We start from the raw sequence: 19703 nt of genomic DNA, 5'->3' as shown, positions 1-19703 counted from the left end.
GAGTGCGTATCAAATTATTGTTCAAGAGCATCATGGGGAATTCGAGTGTACGTCATATGAGGGATAATCTGCTTGTGGTTTTGGTGTTTGATATAGTTTCCGTTCTTGAATTCCTAGCGCTCTTGAATGCCGTGACTTTTACCAATCACCCAATGGCGGCGGAAAAATCGGGCGAGGGAGGTTTCCTCTAGAGATAGGTATATGGGGCGACCATGGGGGCAGGTGTGGGGATTGCGGGTTCTTTGCCACTGGTCTAGGATATCTTGCATTTCAGGTATGCTCAGGGGTGTACCGTTGCGGATGGCACTGCGGCAGGCTGTGGCAACTTGAGCGGTTTCTAAGTCTCCTCCGGTGGCGAGTTCCCGTAGAGCTTCGGCGCAATCGTCCCGTTGTTGGAGGAGTTGGGGAGCGTTGCGGATGGCGTGGAGTCCTTCGCCAAAGGGGTCTACGTCTAAACCGATACGGATGAGTTGTTCGATGTGTTTGGGAGTGAGGTGGTTGAGGATGATGGGGGGGTCGAGGGGGACTAACTGCCAGCGATCGCACAATTCCTCGTATAAAATGCGCTCATGGGCAATATGTTGCTCGACTAACCAGAGTCCTCCTGGATGCTCGGCGACGATGTAGGTTTGGCGCACTTGAGCCACTGCTTTGAGTGCTAAGGCTGTGGGGGCATTGGATTTGGGCGCGACTTGGTAGGAACCAGACTTTTCGGAGGCTCGGAGCAGTTGGCCGACTCGCTCTTGGTGAACGGCTTGGGGGAGAGTAATATCACTGAGTTTTAGTGCATCACAAATTGCTTCTTGTACCGCATCTTGCAGAGGTTTGAGGGGATGAAGATAGATTTGAGATTTAGCAGGATGACGGTTCCAGTCAATGCGATCGCAGGATAGATGCAAATGGAGAAAGCACACGGGGTAGCGTTTGTTGGGTACGGTGCGACTCATGGCGGCGATCGCCGTATTTTCGAGTTCGGGACATTGCACCAAACGCCCATTAACGGCGATTTTAACCCAATCCGGTTTACCGCGATGACAGCGATCGGGTAAGCCTAAGACCAATTCTAAGTTATCTGATTCTGGATTCAGTCCCTCCTGCTCTAGGGCAACTTCCCGAAAGCAGAGATCGTTCACCTGTACATCCCGCAGCAGTTGGGGCAAAATGGATTGGGCATTCTTCCCTGGACTAATGGTAAACCAGGGGCGCGAGTCTTGGCTGAGTTTCCAGGCAATATGGGGATGACAGAGAGCAATATTTTGAATCAGGGTTTGAATGGCTCGTAATTGTTGGGGAGGGGAGGGAAACCCTTGACGACGCAATGCCCAAGTTTCAAACAGATGGGAAATCTCTACGATTGTACCAGGGGCGATCGCCACGGCATCAATAATATCCGGTTCCCCCAAAGCGTTATACTGTACGCGCCATCCTTCCCCTGCACTGCCCCGACTCCAGATTTCCAGTTGGGAAAGTTGGGCTAAACTATGGAGGGCTTCGCCACGAAAGCCTAAACTGGTAATGCGATCGAGGTCAGTAATGGTATGAATTTTACTGGTTGTATGCGATCGCGCGGCTTGAATTAAATCTTCTCGATTCATTCCCTCACCATTATCCGCCACTCTGACGCGCCATTGTTGCGGCCAAATCTCAATTTCCAAGCGCGTCGCACCCGCATCGAGGGCATTTTCCACTAATTCTCGAACCACGGCGGCGATCGAGTCAATCACCTCACCCGCAGCGATCCGATGCACCACATCTGGCGGTAAGGATTGGATGGTAGAGACAGGAGAATCGATAATGGATAGGGAATCTAAACGCCTTCCCTATTTTCGCATATGGCGCTACGGGCTGGTAATGGGGAGAGGGGATGGGCGATCGTTTAATTCATGTAGATACAAGGGGCGGGTTTTACCCAAATCTTGTAGACTGACAACTATTTTTGTATTCATGTCCGCTTGCGGAAACCCGCACGAACCCACTGCTAGATTCTCTGTGCGACTTGCTGGAGGCGTATCAGTTGTGCTTTCATATCTTTTTGAGTCCAAGCCGCCGCAAATTGATTAAACCCAAACGCAATTAACGGATTGGGAATTTCAAACTCAAACCGGTTAATGAGGCGGGTTCCAGACTCTATCGGTTGACATTCCCAGCGATCGCATCCTTGAAAAAATCCCTCAAACTGCCACACCACTAACCCCGGTTCCCGCTCAATCACCGTACTCCTCAGCATCGGTTGAATCACCGGAATTTTAATCATAAACCGCGATTGACTGCCCTTTTCCGTACTCCACTCCCCCACCGGTTGACATTCCAACATCGGATTGAGCCATTGGTGCATTAAGTCCAATTGAGTAAAACAGCGCTCTACGGTCGTTGCATTGGCCTTAATCTCAATCGATTGCTCGAAAACTTGGTGAGAAGACATCTTAGGGAATAGGGGAATAACATCACTTGCTAATTATTACAGCACAACGCGCTGTTAAGTAATGAGTAAGAAAGTCCAAATAATCAGCTATGATTCTGTCATTGCGTTTGGGCTTCGCGGACATGAAAAGCGAAGCTTGCGTGAAACGCGAAACGCGAAGCGCGAATGGAGCAGAGCGGAACGAAGCAATCTCAGCAATATCGGGGATTTGGCGATCGCTTGCTTCCCTGCGATCGCCATGACAAGTCTTTAACCGGACTTGATATAACATAGATCTGGGGATAGAAGCCGGGTTTCTTGGAGAAACCCGGCTTCTGATATCAAGTCAGGATAAAGGGTGAAAAAGCGGGCAAGATGCCCGCACTCCTCTCATCCCTTGATATTACTGGAGTGGGAGCGTCTTGCTCCCTCTGTGGTACATCTAAATGGCAGTTTTTCAAGATAGCCAGAATCCATCACTCCCTAGACTTGGGTCTAGGGTTCACTGCTCCCATTCCCCCGAAGAGCAGAAAGTCGTGCTTTTTGATGCTTAGTCGGAGTTCCCTAACCTCGTTTCTCCAACATCGCTCATGTTTTGCTAAAAGCTTCTCGGCGATCGCCAGTAAGTTTGTCATTTTCTATGGCTAATATAGGAAATTTTTAGGACTGTTAGCCAGTGCCGGGACAGGCTAAAATCCTTGTAAAATATAGCTTTTGCCGATTTTTAAAAGTCAAATCTTCTATTTCCAACTTTCCCAATCCCAAAATCATTTTTGGTTTATAATGATTCAATGAGGACTGTCGTATCCAAAATAAAACGGATCATCATTCTTTTGAAGTAAAAAACAAATCACTTCGATGCTACAGGTATACATAAGTTTTCTAAACATACGTGAAAATGACTAAAGAACCAACCCGTTGGCCTGTTGTCGGTATTGGTGCATCTGCTGGAGGACTCCGCGCTCTAGAAGAGTTTTTTGACAACATGCCTGCTGATAGTGGAGCCACATTCGTCGTCATTCAGCACCTCTCTCCTGACTTCAAAAGCTTAATGAAAGAACTTTTAGAGCGGCGCACTCGGATCGCTGTCAGGCGAGTCGAAGGGGAGATGGAAATTGAGCAAAACACCATCTACCTCATTCCCCCTCGCAATAATTTAGTCCTTGAAAGCGGGCGGCTCAAACTGATTGAACAAAATGAATTTCCCCGTCAGCAACCCAACTTTCCCATTGACATTTTCTTCAGTTCTTTAGCTAAAGATCGGGGGAATCAGGGCATTGGCATCGTGCTTTCCGGCACAGGCAGTGATGGCACGAAAGGATTACAACACATTAGTGAATCAGGAGGCTTGACCTTTGTCCAGTCCCCAAGTACCGCCGAATTTGATGGAATGCCCCAAAGCGCCATTGGCACAGGTCTCATCGATCAAGTTCTCTCTCCTGCGGATATAGCTCGAACCATTTATCAAATTCTGCAAATGCAGCTATCCGGTAATTCTCCTAACCAAGGCCTGATGGCGGAATTACCCTCCCAGCACGTCCACCAAATCACTGAAATTCTCAACCAATACGAAGATATTGATTTTTCCCACTACAAACTCAGTACCCTCACCCGTCGGGTTTATCGTCGCTGTTCCCTGAGTGGACATCATAAACTGGAGGAATATATCGATCATCTTCGCCTCTCCGCCCAAGAACGGGCACTCTTAAAAGACGATTTAATGATCGGGGTCACCCAGTTTTTTCGAGACCCTGAAGCCTGGTTTCATGTAGAACAAACCGTTTTGCCTCAGTTAATCCATAGCATCGAAGATGGACAACAACTGAGAATTTGGGTAACCGCTTGTTCCACCGGAGAAGAAGCCTATTCCATGGCCATCCTGGTTCATGAAGTCGTGGCCCGTTTAGGCAAAGATATATCCGTTAAAATTTTTGCGACAGATATTGATTCTGCGGCCTTAGCGAAAGCAGCCCAGGGCGTATATCCCCAAAGCATTGCCACGGATATCACCCCAGAGCGATTACAAAACCATTTTACCCTTCGCGATCGCCAGTTCTCCATTTCCCGCAACATCCGATCGAGCATCATTTTTGCCCCCCATAACCTAGCCAAAAATGCCGGATTTACCCGAATGCATTTGATCACCTGTCGCAACGCCCTCATTTACATGCAACCTCAACTTCAGCAGCATGTCCTGCGGATGCTCCACTTTTCTTTAGTGCCAAAAGGAATTTTGTTTCTAGGGTCAGCAGAAAACCCCGGTGACATCATCGGAGAATTTGATACCATCCACGAACATAGTAAACTTTATCGAAAACGTCGTCATATTCGTCTAACTAACCTGACCCAAAATCTGGAATATTCACTTCCCGTCCGACCTAAACCCCTCGCCTCTTCAACTTCGCCCCAGCGATTCGATCCGATTATCTCCACCGCATTTAGTGTCTTTGCCAAACGAAAAGACTGTACGATTCTATACAGCAGTATCCCCTGGCCTGAAAATGATACCATTCAATCCGTTAATTTAGAAGCCATATACCACGAAGGGAAAGTCAATTCAGGTAGCTTTCTGATGCTCATCATTGAAAACGAAAAGCAGTTTCCTTCTATATCATTTGACTCTGAGACATTCCAGCCCGATGTAGAATCGAGCCAAAGAATTCTGGAACTCGAATATGAGTTACAAAAAAGCAGAGAAAACTTACAAGCCACCATTGAAGAGCTAGAAACAACCAATGAGGAACAACAAGCCACTAATGAAGAATTATTAGCCTCCAACGAAGAGCTGCAAAGTACCAATGAAGAACTGCACTCTGTCAATGAAGAACTCTACACCGTTAATACTGAAGATCAACTGCCAACCGCATCAAAAGCGAATTTCTCGCCAATATGAGCCACGAAATTCGTACCCCCATGAATGCCATTTTGGGATTTTCCCAGCTCCTAGAAATCCAAATACAAGAGGAGGTTGCCCAAGAATATGTGCAACTGATTCAGTCCAATGGACATACCCTACTGACTCTGATCAATGATATTCTCGATCTGTCCAAAATAGAAGCGGGTCAACTCTCCCTCGACTATGAGGAAGTTGCCATTCGCCCTTTGCTCTCAGAGATACAACAGAGCTTTGCTTTCCAAGTGGAAGCTAAAGGTATTGACCTCATTGTAGAGATTAGCGATCAGTTGCCAGAAATCATCGAAATTGATCCCGTGCGTCTACGACAAATTCTGTTCAATCTTGTGAGCAATGCGATCAAATTTACGAACCAAGGACAGATTACCATTCGAGTCAATGCTGCTTTATCCTCTACGTCCCCTGACTTCGACAAATCGAGTCCCGACCAACCCTCCCCTGCAAAAATCGATTTAGAAATTCAGGTTTCCGATACAGGACGGGGCATTTCAGACGCTGACCAAGCCATTATTTTTGAACCGTTCCAACAGTCGAAGGAATCCTCTAGTTACAAACCGAGTGGGACAGGTTTAGGCTTAACCATTACTCGCCGTTTAGTTGATATAATGGGAGGCAGTATTGCTCTGGACAGCCAACTCCAGAAAGGCAGTACCTTTACCGTTCGTTTCCCCAATCTTACTGCCATACAGACGTTATCATCTAGATTAGACTCTACTGACCTAGAGACTTCTCTAAAAGCAGTTCTAGAAAGCAAAGAGAGCTTATCTATCCTGATTGTTGATGATGTCGAATCCAATCGCAAACTCCTGCAAGCCTATCTCGATTTCCCCAACTGCAACCTCTTATCCGCAGCCAATGGCTATAAGGCGATAGAACTGGTACAAGAACATCAACCCGATCTGATCTTGCTCGATCTGGTTATGCCTGATCTGGATGGACAAGCGGTGCTACAAATTCTCAAACAAGATCGCAATACCCAAGACATTCCCGTGATCATCGTGACAGCTTCTGTTAAAAAAGACTCTATGTCAACGTGGCCAATTCTAGCTCAAGGCTTTTTACAAAAACCAGTTCTCAAGCAAGATTTGGCCCGCGAAATCGAACGGATTTTCTCCAATCAGACGACCGAGGTTCAGCCCCCTGAGAGTCAGGAGATTGCCTCCTGTATCTTACCTCTATCGGCTGAGGAAAAAGAGAAGCTATCGGAATTGATTCCTCTGTTAGAAGAGGCAGAAAGACACGAATGGCCAACTCTTTGTCAGACCTTGGAAGTTTCTGCCATCGATGAGTTTATTCTCAAGTTACACCAATGGGCAAAAGAATATCAGTTTTCCGCTCTGCAAAACTATGCCAAATTATTGGGTCATCAACTCGATCAGTTAGATTTGGTTTCTCTACCGGTCACTCTAGAAGAGTTTCCCAAGATTAAACATCAGTTGAACAGTTTACTTGAGTGATATCAAATCCGCTTAAACACTTGTCATTGCGATCGCAGGGAAGCAATCGCCGAGTTTATATCAAGTCCGGTTAAACAGTTGTCATTGCGACCGCAGGGAAGCATTCGCGCTTCGCGCAAGCTTCGCTAACGCTACAATTAGCGAGATGGTTGAGATTGCTTCATTCCACTGCGTTCCATTCGCAATGACATGCTATAACTGATCCAACGGACTTGATACAGCGCTTCGCGCTGCTATAAGGTAGATCTTTGATTCATAGATTTTGAGTTGTTATTGCGATCGCAGGGAAGCAATCACCAAGACGATGGAGATGGTTGAGATTGCTTCATTCCGCTTCCGCGACCTTCGCAATGACAGATTACAACTGATTCATCGGACTTGATATCATTCCTCCACCCAACCTACGATCGCTTGCTACAGTGTATGGTATCTATTGTAAAAGCAAAAACAGCACTTTCATGGATTTTCCCTGGCAAGAACCAACCGTTATCGATCAGACTCAACTCATTCTCAACAGTTATCAGCACTGGTTTGGCTTTCCCTTATTGAATATGGAGCAAGCACCAATAGAGCTGGCACAACAGTTATTTGAAGCTCCGTTTGTGATTTTTTCTCATAGTAATCAAGCTGATCCAATTTACAATTATGGCAACCGTCAAGGTTTAAGATTATGGGAATTAAGTTGGGAAGATTTAAGACAAACTCCTTCCCGTACAACTACTGAACCTATGGGCCAGGAAGATAGAAATCAAGTCCTTACTGATACCTCTACAAAAGGCTATGCCAAAGGTTATTCTGGGGTGCGAATATCAAGTACCGGTAAACGAATACTGATTAAAGATGTCATGCTCTGGAATCTCCTGGATCAACATCAGCAATATCAAGGACAAGCTGCGATGTTTTCTGAGTATCACTTTCTTTAGGAGATTGAGTTAAACAAATGGCGATCGCCCCAAAATAGGTCGCTCTGACGACTGAAGAAGTCCTTATCTGCACCATCCTCTCTATCTCTCCCATTCCCCCATCTCCCCATTTCCCCTATAATGGTTACACTCAATACCAAATTGTTGGGAGAGGCCCCTATGCCGAAAACCGTCGCTGATGTCATGACCAAAGACCCCTTGGTGGTTCGCCCGGATACGTCCTTGAAGGAGGCGATTCACCTGTTGGTAGAACACCGTATTAGTGGTTTGCCCGTTGTCGATGCAGAGCATAAGCTGATTGGGGTAATCTCAGAGGCGGATTTGATGTGGCAGGAAACGGGAGTGGAGCCGCCGCCTTATATCATGTTGTTGGATAGTGTGATTTATTTGGAAAATCCCTCAACCTATGAGAAGGATTTACGCAAGGCAATGGGGTTGACGGTGGGTGAGGTGATGAGCGATCGCCCCATCTCGGTTACTGGCGATCGCTCTTTGCGCGATGCAGCCAAGGTGATGCAAAAGCATAATATCCGCCGGTTGCCAGTTTTAGATGAGGCGCAGAAATTGGTGGGTATCCTCACCAGAGGGGATATTTTGCGCGATCTCGATTCTCAGGCTTAAACTGTGTTCCTGATAACCCGATTAAGAGTGTTTTAATTCTATGAGTGTAACCCCGGAATCAGTTCAGCAATTATTGGATTCGGAAAATTATGGCGATCGCCTGCGAGGGGTGAATATGTTGCGTCTGCTCGATCCAGCCGTGGCATTCCCGAAGATTCAAGGCTTAGTCACCGATAATAATGTGCGGGTGCGCTATGCAGCAGTGAGTCAGTTATCGACAGTGGGAGAGGCAAACCGAGAAGAAAGTTTAAAGATTTTGCGCGATCGCCTGGAAAACGATCCAGAAGTGGATGTGAAAGCGGCGGCGGCTGATGGCATTGGCGCGTTGCACTTAACTGAAGCTTATCCCGATTTAGAACAAGCCTATCACAACACTCAGGAATGGCTGTTACAGATGAGCATTGTCGCAACCTTGGGAGAATTGGGCGATCCTCGTGCCTTGAGTCTGCTCCAACAAGCCCTCGACTCCTCCACCGATTTAGTTCGTGCCGCAGCCGTCAGTTCCTTGGGAGAATTGGGCAATGGGGAAGCCGTGGAGCTGTTATTTCCCTTAGTGGACGATCCCGACTGGCAAGTTCGCCACCGAGTTGCCCAAGCTCTGCACCGTTTGGGGGCACAAGGGGAAGGGGTAGAGTCTGCACTGAAGCGACTGGCTCAAGATCCGGTGGAACAAGTGGCGATCGCCGCCCAAAACACCTACTAGCGCTACGCGCTACGCATTGGTAATCGGTAATAGGTAATAGTGATATCAAGTCCGGTTTCCGCAAGCGGACATGAAAATCAGAAAAGACAAGCGGGCAAGATGCCCGCACTCCTCCAATCCCTTAATATTACTGGAGTGGGAGCGTCTCGCTCCCTAGATTTTTAATGAGACATGGTTGTAGGGGCGGGTTACAGCGCTTCGCGCTGCTATGAGGTACATTGTTGATTAATGGATTTGAGTTGTCATTGCGACCGCAGGGAAGCAATCGCTACAATTACCGAGATGATCGAGATTGCTTCATTTCACTGCGTTCCATTCGCAATGACTTGTTATAGTTGATTATTCGGACATGATATTATACCCAAATCTTGTAGACTGACAACTATTTTTGTATTCATGTCCGCTTGCGGAAACCCGCACGAACCCACCATGTCTCTACAGTACACAGAAAGTAGCAAACATTTAATGATTTGATATTAATAAAAAGCCTGGAAAATGGGAATTATAGCGTGAAAAATAGTTTTCCTATTACCCATTACCTATTACCCTTCTGCCATGCGAAGCGCCATTAAGAAATCATCAGGGGGCTTTTTCTCGCTGTGCGCTCTAACCACAATTCCAGATCGTCAGAGTCCGAAAACTTCAGCAACGCAATGGATAGATCCTCTAGAGCGGGCAGAGAAAGCGCCTCAATTTCTTCCTGTAAATAGGGCTTAACCGCCCCAATTTTCCAAGGCAGTTGCAGCAAAATCATTGCCACTGCTTGCTCATGCTTACCTTTTTCTCTGCCTTCTTCCATCCAATGCATAATGCTTGCCACGATTTGATCTCCTTTATGATATTGAATATTGAGTCATTCACCTGGAGGAAGAACATCATCAACTGTGCAATTTCTTACTGATTTCAACTCCTAGTTAACGCTGGAATCCTTTACGGTTGATGAGCTGAATTCTTCCGGGTATCAGCACCTGAAACTAAGTCGCGTTATTATCCATCTTTAAGCATAACCTATTTTATCCCAAAAAGCAATCCCTTTAGATTTTCTCCATTACTCATTACTTAGCCTCCATCCAACTCTTCCCTTGATGAATTTCTACCGCCAAAGGAATTTTTAAAGCAACTACATTTTCCATCGTCTCTTTAATTTTCTCCGCCAACTCCTCCCATTCCTCCGGCGGCATTTCCAACACCAACTCATCATGAACTTGCAGCAGCATCCGCGCCTGATAGGGACGCAAAACTTGATCCAATTGCACCATCGCCATCTTAATCAAATCAGCACTCGAACCTTGAATCGGTGCATTCGCCGCCGCTCGTAATAATTCATCCTTCCTTTTCGCACTCTGTTGAAACTCAAAATAGCGCCGTCTTCCCCAAATCGTTTCCACAAATCCTTCCTTCATTGCCCGTTGTTTCGTATCTTCCAAATACTCAAATACTTTGGGATATTGGTCATAAAAACGGTCAATAAATGCCTTCCCTTCTGCCGTACTTACCCCCATTTCCCTCGCGAATCGTTGCGCCCCCATGCCATAAACAACCCCAAAATTGATCACTTTCCCCAAACGGCGCTCTTCCGGGGTGATTTCCTGGCGATTAAATAGCAATTGAGCCGTCACTTTATGGATATCATGGTAATTATTATAAGCCTCAACCAGGGTGGGATCTTCACTTAAATGGGCTAAAATTCTTAACTCAATTTGTGAATAATCAGCCGAAACTAATGTCCATCCCGACTGAGGAATAAACGCTTTTCTGATTTGGCGTGAAAATTCTGTGCGAATGGGAATATTTTGTAAATTCGGGTGAGAAGAAGATAAGCGTCCCGTACTGGTAACCGCTTGGTTAAAATCCGTATGTACTCGTTGGGTTTGCGGATGGACTAATTTGGGTAGAGCATCCACATAGGTAGAATTTAATTTATCTAAGGTGCGATAGTCTAAAATTGCCTCAACCACTTTCGTCGGATGATTGGCTTGAAGTTTTTCTAAGGTTGCCGCATCCGTAGAATATCCAGTTTTAGTTTTGCGGACTTTTGGCAGTTTCAGTGTATCAAACAATAGGGTGCTGACTTGCTTGGGGGAACGTAAATTGAATTCTTCTCCGGCAGCTTCATAAGCTTGCGCTTCAATCGTTTTCAGTTTATCTGTTAATTCCTCAGAAAGGGTTTTCAGATAATCCGTATCGATACAAATGCCTGTCCATTCCATCTGAGCTAAAATCGGCTCTAAGGGTAGTTCAACTTCCTTTAAAAGCTGCTGAAGTTTGGGAATTTGGCTGAGTTTTTCGGCAAAGATTGGGACAAGCTGAAACGTAACATAGGCATCCATGCCACAATATTGGGCAACTAGAGAAATATCGATATCGGCAATAGTTTTTCCTTTGGGAACGAGTTGCTCGTAACTTTGGGAATCGATGCCTAATTCTTGTAGCGCTAAAGCACTCAAACCATGATTACTGTCGGGATTTAAAACATAACTGGCAAGCAGGGTATCGAGAACAACGCCTTGAAGGTTAATGCCTTGATTTTTGAGGATTAAGCGGTCAAATTTGGCATTTTGTAAGACTTTTGGATAGGCGGGATCTTCGAGCAGGGGGCGCAGTAGTTCTAGGGTGTAGTTTTGGTCTAAATTCTGTCCCCGTTTATGGTTGAGAGGAATATAGGCAACGGTGAGGGTTTGATCTTGCTGAAAACAGCACCCTAAACCGACTAATTCGGCATCCCTGGGTTCTAGTGCGGTGGTTTCTGTATCCCAAGCGACGGGAAGTTGGGGATTTTGGCAGGTTTTGAGCTTTTCGATTAAATCGGTTAATTTTTGCTCGGTGTCGATGATAATCGGAGTAAAGGGTAACTGCTTTTCGGCTTGCGCGGCTTCGGTTTCGGCTGCTGTCCAAAAATCTAGTTCTGGATCGGTACTCTCAGGCTCAATTTCTCGAACTTCTTCTACTTTTCCTCCTAACAGTGCTTGGAAATAATCGAATTTTCGGCTAAATTTTTCTAATTCTAAGGTTTGGAATAATTCCGCTAGGGGTTGGGGGGCAAAACCTTGCAGATGACATTCTTCTAGGGTGAGTTCGAGGGGAACTTGAGCGGTAATTTGGGCGAGAAACTGGGAATGATAGGCATTATCTTTCCCTTCTCTGAGTTTCTTTTGCATTGCGCCTTTGATGCGATCTAGCGATGCATAAATTTCATCTAATGTGCCGTACTCTTGTAGCAGTTTGACGGCAGTTTTATCCCCAATGCCTTTAACCCCAGGAATGTTGTCTGAGGGATCGCCGCACAGGGCTTTATAATCTACAATTTGGTGGGGGTGAACGCCCATTTTTTCTTTGACTTGTGGTGGATGGAATTCATTGGCTGCGGTATCCCGTTTTTGGCTACCACCGGCAAGATACAGGATGCTAATTGCTTTTTCCGTATCGACGAGTTGGAATAAGTCGCGATCGCCGGTTAAGATCTTCACCTGATACCCTGCTTCACTTCCCCGCTCGGCTAACGTCGCCAAAACATCATCGGCTTCATACCCCGCACAAGTAGCAATACACACCTGGAGCGCGGCTAAAATCTGCTGTAGGTTATGCAGATCCTGGATAAAATCCTCTGGGGTTTCCTGACGGTTGGCTTTATAGTTTACATCTGCATCATGACGAAATGTGGCTTCAGCGCGATCGAATGCTATGGCTAAGGCTTGGGGATGTTCTTTTTCCAGGACTTCAAACAGGGAATTGAGAAAGCCAAAGCAGATACTGGTGGGAATACCGCTACGGGTTTTTAACCCTCCATCCCTGCCTTTAGCAAAGGCATAATAGGCACGGAAGGCTAAGGAATGTCCGTCAATGAGCAGTAGGAGAGGGCGGGAGGATGAAGGCAAGATCTTGTCCGGTTACTCATCGCTTGAAACTACTCTATCTATCATAGGCGATATAATACTCAAAATATCTGCAATCAGCACTGAGGGAAATCGTGAATGGTTCAAGCTCCCAGTACACCGCAAATCCTTTATCCTGACTCCGATGGGTTACCCATGGCTGAAAACACGGTTCAATATCGATGGATTGTTTACCTAGTGAGTAATTTAAGGCGCTTATTTGCCCAGCAAAAGGTATTTGTTGCTGGGGATTTACTCTGGTATCCAATTCAGGTCGATGCGCCTCCTGCCCCAGCCCAAGCGCCTGATGCCATGGTTGTTTTTGGCCGACCTCCTGGCGATCGCGGGAGTTATAAACAATGGGAAGAAGATAATATTGCTCCCCAAGTTGTCTTTGAAATTTTGTCACCGAGTAACTCTAATAGTGAGATGCTGGCAAAACAGATATTTTATCAAAAACATGGGGTTCTGGAGATGTTTTTTTATAACCCAGAATCTCGTGATTTTTGGGGATACGTCAGGGGAGATCAAGAGGAGGATTTTATATTGATTACTCCTCTGAATTTACCCTGGACATCTCCGCTCTTAGAGATTCGCTTTGAATTATTCGCTGATGGTTTAGCGGTGTTTTATCCCAATGGAAAACCTTTTCAAGATCCGGAGGAGGTGATGGAAGAGCGCGATCGCATTCAGCAAGAGCGCGATCGCATTCAGGAGGAACGAAATCAGATTCAGCAAGAGCGCGATCGGGCGATCGCCAAGCTCCGAGAACTGGGAATCGATCCCAGTGAACTTTGAGACTTCCCTCAGATATAGCATTTTCAAACAACTGGTTCAGTGAACTGCTAAAATCAGAGCTTCTAGAACTCTCAACGCTCAAATTCTCAATGAAGACAAACGGGTTAAAAACATGGATGGGTAATCTGGGGTTAGCTGCGGGAAGCGTAGTCTTTGCCCTCTTGGTTGCAGAAGTGGGGTTACGCATTGCTAATATTCCGCCTCAAGCGAAACCCCAACCCCAAGCTTCGGCTCCTCCAGAACCCAGTCCTTCTCCTGTGGAACCCTCTCCAACCCCATCCCCTTCACCCCCTCCAGCTCAGGAGATGGTTTTGCCGTCCCAGAGAAATGCGCCCCCAAAGCCTGCACCGGGAACCCCGCAACCGAACTTTTTTCAAACGGATGAGGATTTGGGATGGAGTCATAGAGCAGGGATGGCGGGATGGTGGACTGCCGAAGGAGAAGCCTATATTGAGATTAACAGTGCTGGATTGCGCGATCGCGAACATCCTTTGGAAAAACCCCCCAATACGTTCCGCATTGCCATTTTGGGCGATTCTTTTTCTGAAGCGCTGCAAGTCCCCCTAGAGCAAACCTATTGGTGGTTAATGGAACAGGGATTAAAAGAGTGTGGGGCGCTCCAGGGAAAAACTGTCGAAGTGATTAATTTTGGCGTAACCAACTATGGAACCGGACAACAGTTATTGCGTTTGCGTCGGGATGGGTGGCCCTATAACCCCGATCTGGTACTCTTAGCCGTCTTTACGGGCAATGATATCGCTGATAATTATAGGCCTTTAGATGCTCGCAATCGTCCCTATTTTGTTTATAACAATCAGGGAGAATTAGAGCCGGATATGTCCTTCCGAAATCCGGATAAAACTCTACCGCCCTATAATTTATCGAGGGTGGATATGTTGCCGGGTTGGTTAGTCGATCATTCCCGGATTTTGCAGTTGGTTCGGACTGTGGAAAAGGATATGAAAAATCGAGAACTGGAAGCTTTGCGCCAGTATACTTATAATTATTTGTATCGGGAGCCAGAGGATCAAACTTGGGAACAGGCTTGGCGAGTGACGGAGGATTTGATGGCATTGATGCATGAGGAAGTGCAAGAGAAGGATGCAGAATTTATGGTAGTAACCTTAACTAATGAGGTGCAAGTGAACCCTAATCAAGGGTTTCGCGATGGGTTTGTGGCGAGTAATGAGATTACGGATTTATTTTATCCGGACAATCGGATTAAGGCTTTGGGCGATCGCCTCAATTTTCCGGTGGTGACTTTAGCGCCAACCCTGCAAACCTATGCCGAGGAGAATCAGGTGTGCTTACATGGGTTTGCCAATGCAGTAGAATGTGGGGGCCATTGGAATGCTCAAGGTCATGCGATCGCCGCCCAAGTGCTAACCCCCCAAGTCTGTCAGTATCTCAGTTCAACCCCAGGAAAACAGGATAACTGAATGGCCAGCGATCGCACGACTCCCTTTAATGATAACTGGGGCTATTTGAGAACCGAGTTTAATTGGCTCGATCGCGTTCTGCGTTTAGCGGTGGCGAAACGACAACGGGAGCGAAAAGCCATCGATCGGGTGGCGAAAACTCCAGGCGATCGGGCCAGTAGTGATTGGTGGAAAGGGTTAGTTACCCTAGATGGAACGGTAGGACGGGATGAGATTGGAAAATTAGAAGTTTTTGCCCACAAGTCTCAGGGGTTAAACTATCAGCAACAATTAGAACAAAAAATTCAGTCTAGTCACGAGCAAGGAATTCTCTTAGGATTACCCATGCTCTGCGATCGCGCCGATTTAAGTTTGTTTGAAAAACACCTGGTCTTAGCCAGTTTAGCGCCAGAAGTCAATCACCGCTATTCCCGTCTCTACCAGTATTTACAAGACGATCCCAACAGCCATTTACCCACTGTCGATCTGATTTTACGCTTGTTTTGTCGGGGCGATCGCCAATGGAGAGAAGCGCGAATGAGTCTCACCTCTAGGTCGGTTTTAACCCAATTGGGTTTAGTCGAATTTTGCCCCCCAGACTCAGAAACGTTTCTACACAGTCGGGTTAAACTGGCTCCGAGTTTAATTAATTATCTGTTAGCCGATCGCCCCGATCGGCAGAGTTTAGACGCTTTGTTGCACCCCACCAGGGACAGGCTGAAGATTAAATCGTATCGTCCCAAAACCTCTGGGTCAGATTTGATCGTCAGTGCCAGTTTACAGGAACAGCTTAACTCTATTGCCTACCGCTATTGCCATCATCAGGAGACCGCATTCAGGGGAATTCATCCCGGACAAATTCTGGTTTTTTGTGGACGGTCTGGAACTGGAAAAACGACAGCCACTGAAGCGATCGCCACAGATTTAAACCGAAAGATTACTGAAGTCGATCTTCAGCTTTGGCCCGATCCGATCGCTGGATTATCCGATCTTCAGGCGCTCCAGATTCCCCTTTTGCTGATTCGATCGGCCCATTTGTGGTTAAAACGCGGTGTGCAAACCCCAGTTTATGGATTTTTGCGCGATCGCCAGCAGCACCTAGGCATAACCATTTTAAGCCTCGATCCGGCCTATCAAGGGTCTGTGGGGTTGCAAACCTGGCTCAGAGAAGGGATCGTAGAGCAGATTTTAGCCTTTCCTTGTCCGGAAAAGGGCGATCGCCTCCAACTCTGGAAACAAGCCTTTCCCCCAGAACTTCCCATCAGTTCCAGCATAGACTGGGAAGACATCGCGCAGCGCTGGAAACTCACTGGAGGACAAATTCAGGCGATCGCCCATCAAGCCCATATTTTCGCCACCCTTGAATCCCCAGAAACCCCCATTACCCAAGAGCATTTACAACGTGCCTTTTTAACCCTCCCTTCAGGCTGGCAGAGAACCTGAGTTACTGAGATTTTGGACTTCCCTTGGAATGATTTAAGTGACTGGGACGTTCCGAACTCCACTGTTGGCGTAAGCGACGGATTTTTTGGCCTTCTGCTTGCACCGAATTAATTTGCGCTTGCCAATTATATTCACCCCCAATAAATACAGAGGGCAAATGCATTTGATCTCGATCTTCAAATAGACTCATCAGTATCTCACCTAACAACAACTGTAATTCTAGTGTATCAAAAATCGTCAACTTCCGGTACTCTCGGCAAGAGAATGTGGATGGTTGTCCCTCGATCTAGGACGCTATCAATGCCAAAATTACCCCCGTATAAATTGACTATTTGTTTCACAATTGACAACCCTAGTCCCGATCCCTGTTGTTCATGGATTTTGCGGTCAAATTGTTGGTAAGCACCCAATCGGGTAATTTGTTCTGCGCTCATCCCTCGTCCGCGATCGCCAATCGATACATGATAAAAATCTCCTTCAATTTCACTGAAAATAGTAATCGGGGTTCCCACCTTGGAGAACTTAAAAGCATTATCTAATACTTCTTCCAAAATTTTAATGAAACTTTTCTGATCCATACCTAGAGTTGCATCTTGGAGGTTGAACTTCAAATCAGAAGTACGAGATCTTGGCTGTTTCCTAGCCACACTCAGACTTATTTCTTGTATTGCTAAACTCGGATATTCAGTTGACTGTTTTTTGAGGGATTGTAATCGTTTTTTATCAGTTTTAATTAATTCCAAATCGGCATATAGTAAGAAGTTTATAATTAACCGATACAGTCGTTTGGCAGAAACATGAATATTATCGAGCAGTTCCGCAATCTCTTGAACCTCTAAATTCTGGAACTCTTGTTGTAACAGTTCCGAGGAGGCTAAAATACCATTTAAGGGAGTGCGGAGTTCATGGGGTAAGGAGAGGGCAATGCTATGACGAAGTTCATCGAGTTGGGTTTGTGCTTTCTCGGTTTGAATCTTTTGTTTTTTCAATCGAGTCGCGATCGCGCTTAAGAGTTCTGTCCGCATGAACGGTTTGGTAATATAATCATCAGCTCCCAATTCCATCCCTTGACGCTGGTCAAATTTGGTGGATTTAGCGGTGAGAAAAATAAAGGGAATGGTGGCGGTTTGAGGTTGATGTTGCAGTTCTCTGAGAACGCCATAACCATCTAACTCTGGCATCATAACATCACAAATAATTAAGTCCGGCAGATGGGCGATCGCCAAGTCAACCCCCCGACGACCCTGTTCTGCGCCAATGACCCAATACTGTTCGGCTTCTAGCACATCGAGTATGATGTCCCGCACATCGGGATCGTCTTCAATAACCAGTATTTTTTTCATGACGAGAGTATCCTATACATTGAGCAATCAGAAATTGAGATGGCAAAGGTTGGAGGTGAAGGCAGTAGAGGCACATAGAGAAACCCGCTCAAGGCGATCGCCACACTCGATCGCTGATGAGGTCAAAAGGGTTCCTCGCAAGGGCCAAAACTGGGTACAATCCTAGGATAAGAAACAGGGGTGGGGTCAGACTATCTTTGAGTATCCCCGATCGCTACCCTGAAAAACAACTGGCCCTGACTCGGTGTAGCTCTTATTTCCATGGTATTACTCACCCATACTCCCTCTAAATTAGTCAAATCTCCGAGCCAAGCTTTGGCAAAACTTCCGGCTCCTCCTCCAAGGCTGAAGCCTGCCAAACGGGTTTATCGCCAGGTACGCAAAAGATATGGACGACTGTGGCGCTTCAAAGCCTTCTGTTTAGGGATTTCTTTACCTGCCTCTATTCTTGGCACTTATGTATTTGCCATAGAAATTTTAATGCCAGAGGGAGAGGTGGCGCGATCGCTCTATGAGTGGGAAATCCCGACATCTGAACCGGAACCCGAATCCACCGGCGATCGCTGGCAAGAGGTGGAAAATGCGGTAAACCAGGCCATTTCTTTAACCGCAACAGCCCAGACGAAGGCCCAATGGAGAACAGTCAAATCCTATTGGCAAGAGGCGATCGCCACCCTCGACACCCTCCCCCCCAATCATCCCCAATTTCCCCAGATTCCCAACCTAAAAGCCGAGTATCAACAGCAACTCGACACCGTTCAAGAGACCCTCTGGGCCGATCCCACCCCCATGACACTCCAGCATGTGATTCGCGGTAACCTCTCCCCCAAATCCATCGTCCATTCCGGAAACGGTCTCTTCTTCGCCCAAAATATGATGTACTCCCACACCGTCACCGTCTACGACCGGGAGTATAATCTAGTGGGCACAATTCCCGATCGCGTCGATTTAGAAGCCTTCGGTCATGCCGAATATAGCGGACTCTTCCAAGGATCTCCCGTAGAAGCCGCCTTTTCCCACAACGGTAAATATGCCTGGGTCTCCAACTATCAAATGTACGGCCCCGGATTTAACCATCCTGGGGATGATGTCTGCCATCCCGATGCCAACTTTGACCCCTCCACCCTCTATCGCATCAACACCCAAACCCTACAAATTGAAAACGTCATCTGGGTGGGATCTGTGCCCAAATATGTGGCCACCACCCCCAATAACCGCCTGGTTCTCGTGTCCAACTGGTGTAGCTGGGACTTAAGCATCATCGACACCCAACAGAATCAAGAAATTAAGCGCATTCCCCTCGATGCCTATCCCAGAGGAATTGAAGTCGATGCCCAATCTCAGTTTGCCTATGTCGCCATCATGGGATCGGACGATATCGCTAAAGTTAACCTCAATGACTATTCTGTGCAATGGTTTAACCAAGTGGGAATTACCCCCCGACACTTAAATTTAGACCCCCTAGAATCCTACTTGTATGTCAGTTTTAATCTGGATAACGAAGTGGGTAAACTCGACCTCAAGACCGGGGAAATTGTTAGTAAAGTCTCCACTGGAAGCGCTCCCCGCAGCATGGTGTTATCGGAAGATGGACAATTTTTATATGTGGTCAATTACAACTCCGATACCCTGAGCAAAGTTCGTACCCAAGATATGAAAGTCTTGCAAACAGTTTCCACCGAAGCCGCTCCCATTGGTATCACCTATGACCCCCAGACCCATCAAGTATGGGTGGCGTGTTATACGGGAAGCCTGATGATTTTCCAGGATTAGAGCGCTATCAGTCATGGGCAAGGTTGCGGAGCGGAAA

The 19703-nt window shown here is 46.6% G+C and carries 14 protein-coding genes and 2 pseudogenes; 10 read left to right on the top strand and 6 right to left on the bottom strand.

Features of this window, described 5'->3' with window-relative positions; translation table 11 throughout:
• Positions 1-113 precede the first annotated feature (113 nt).
• Positions 114-1793 (bottom strand): DNA mismatch repair endonuclease MutL, encoded by a 1680-nt coding sequence (mutL, locus tag PMG25_RS03610; protein ID WP_347178735.1) that lies wholly within the window; start codon positions 1791-1793, stop codon positions 114-116.
• A 185-nt stretch (positions 1794-1978) separates the two neighbouring features.
• Positions 1979-2422: an SRPBCC family protein gene (locus PMG25_RS03605; protein WP_283765547.1), complete on the bottom strand. Its 444-nt coding sequence runs from the start codon at positions 2420-2422 to the stop codon at positions 1979-1981.
• Between the two features lie 877 nt (positions 2423-3299).
• Here PMG25_RS03605 and PMG25_RS03600 point away from each other — a divergent pair.
• From PMG25_RS03600 to nblB, 6 genes and pseudogenes are all read left to right on the top strand, one after another.
• Positions 3300-4598: pseudogene (locus tag PMG25_RS03600) on the top strand (chemotaxis protein CheB); the annotation flags it as partial.
• Between the two features lie 447 nt (positions 4599-5045).
• A pseudogene (locus PMG25_RS24600) lies at positions 5046-5255 on the top strand (hypothetical protein); the annotation flags it as partial.
• Between the two features lie 35 nt (positions 5256-5290).
• Positions 5291-6772: an ATP-binding protein gene (locus tag PMG25_RS03595; RefSeq protein ID WP_283765545.1), complete on the top strand. Its 1482-nt coding sequence runs from the start codon at positions 5291-5293 to the stop codon at positions 6770-6772.
• A 458-nt stretch (positions 6773-7230) separates the two neighbouring features.
• Positions 7231-7695: an MEKHLA domain-containing protein gene (locus PMG25_RS03590; protein WP_283765544.1), complete on the top strand. Its 465-nt coding sequence runs from the start codon at positions 7231-7233 to the stop codon at positions 7693-7695.
• Between the two features lie 159 nt (positions 7696-7854).
• Positions 7855-8316, top strand: coding sequence for a CBS domain-containing protein (locus tag PMG25_RS03585; RefSeq protein ID WP_283765543.1), 462 nt, complete (start codon positions 7855-7857; stop codon positions 8314-8316).
• 40 nt (positions 8317-8356) lie between these two features.
• Positions 8357-9019, top strand: coding sequence for a phycobilisome degradation protein NblB (nblB, locus tag PMG25_RS03580; RefSeq protein WP_283765542.1), 663 nt, complete (start codon positions 8357-8359; stop codon positions 9017-9019).
• A 568-nt stretch (positions 9020-9587) separates the two neighbouring features.
• On the opposite strand, the gene PMG25_RS03575 is transcribed toward nblB, so the two are convergent.
• Together PMG25_RS03575 and polA are read right to left on the bottom strand one after the other, a co-directional pair.
• The gene (locus tag PMG25_RS03575; protein WP_283765541.1) at positions 9588-9839 is read right to left on the bottom strand and encodes a DUF4351 domain-containing protein; all 252 of its coding nucleotides are present in this window, start codon (positions 9837-9839) and stop codon (positions 9588-9590) included.
• Positions 9840-10074: 235 nt separating this feature from the next.
• Entirely contained in the window at positions 10075-12894 is a 2820-nt protein-coding gene (gene polA / locus PMG25_RS03570) for a DNA polymerase I (RefSeq protein ID WP_283765540.1), read from the bottom strand.
• Between the two features lie 96 nt (positions 12895-12990).
• On the opposite strand from polA, the gene PMG25_RS03565 reads away from it, so the two are divergent.
• The 3 genes from PMG25_RS03565 (at position 12991) to PMG25_RS03555 (ending at position 16550) form a co-directional block, all read left to right on the top strand.
• Positions 12991-13689, top strand: coding sequence for a Uma2 family endonuclease (locus tag PMG25_RS03565; protein ID WP_283765539.1), 699 nt, complete (start codon positions 12991-12993; stop codon positions 13687-13689).
• A gap of 116 nt (positions 13690-13805) precedes the next feature.
• Complete coding sequence (locus PMG25_RS03560) at positions 13806-15128, top strand: SGNH/GDSL hydrolase family protein (RefSeq protein ID WP_283765538.1); 1323 nt, start codon at positions 13806-13808, stop codon at positions 15126-15128.
• Positions 15129-16550: an ATP-binding protein gene (locus PMG25_RS03555; protein ID WP_283765537.1), complete on the top strand. Its 1422-nt coding sequence runs from the start codon at positions 15129-15131 to the stop codon at positions 16548-16550.
• A 1-nt stretch (position 16551) separates the two neighbouring features.
• Here the strand turns inward: PMG25_RS03555 and PMG25_RS03550 are convergent, their stop codons facing one another.
• Complete coding sequence (locus PMG25_RS03550; protein ID WP_283765536.1) at positions 16552-16740, bottom strand: hypothetical protein; 189 nt, start codon at positions 16738-16740, stop codon at positions 16552-16554.
• Positions 16741-16777: 37 nt separating this feature from the next.
• Positions 16778-17893, bottom strand: coding sequence for a hybrid sensor histidine kinase/response regulator (locus PMG25_RS03545; RefSeq protein ID WP_283765535.1), 1116 nt, complete (start codon positions 17891-17893; stop codon positions 16778-16780).
• 261 nt (positions 17894-18154) lie between these two features.
• Between PMG25_RS03545 and PMG25_RS03540 the strand changes: the two genes are divergently transcribed.
• Positions 18155-19666, top strand: a complete 1512-nt coding sequence (locus tag PMG25_RS03540; protein ID WP_283765534.1) for a YncE family protein — start codon at positions 18155-18157, stop codon at positions 19664-19666.
• Positions 19667-19703 lie beyond the last annotated feature (37 nt).

The sequence above is a fragment of the Roseofilum capinflatum BLCC-M114 genome (genome assembly GCF_030068505.1).
GTDB classification, from domain to species: domain Bacteria; phylum Cyanobacteriota; class Cyanobacteriia; order Cyanobacteriales; family Desertifilaceae; genus Roseofilum; species Roseofilum capinflatum.
Note: the sequence above shows the minus strand (reverse complement) of the source record. Positions and strands in the feature narration are given on the sequence as shown.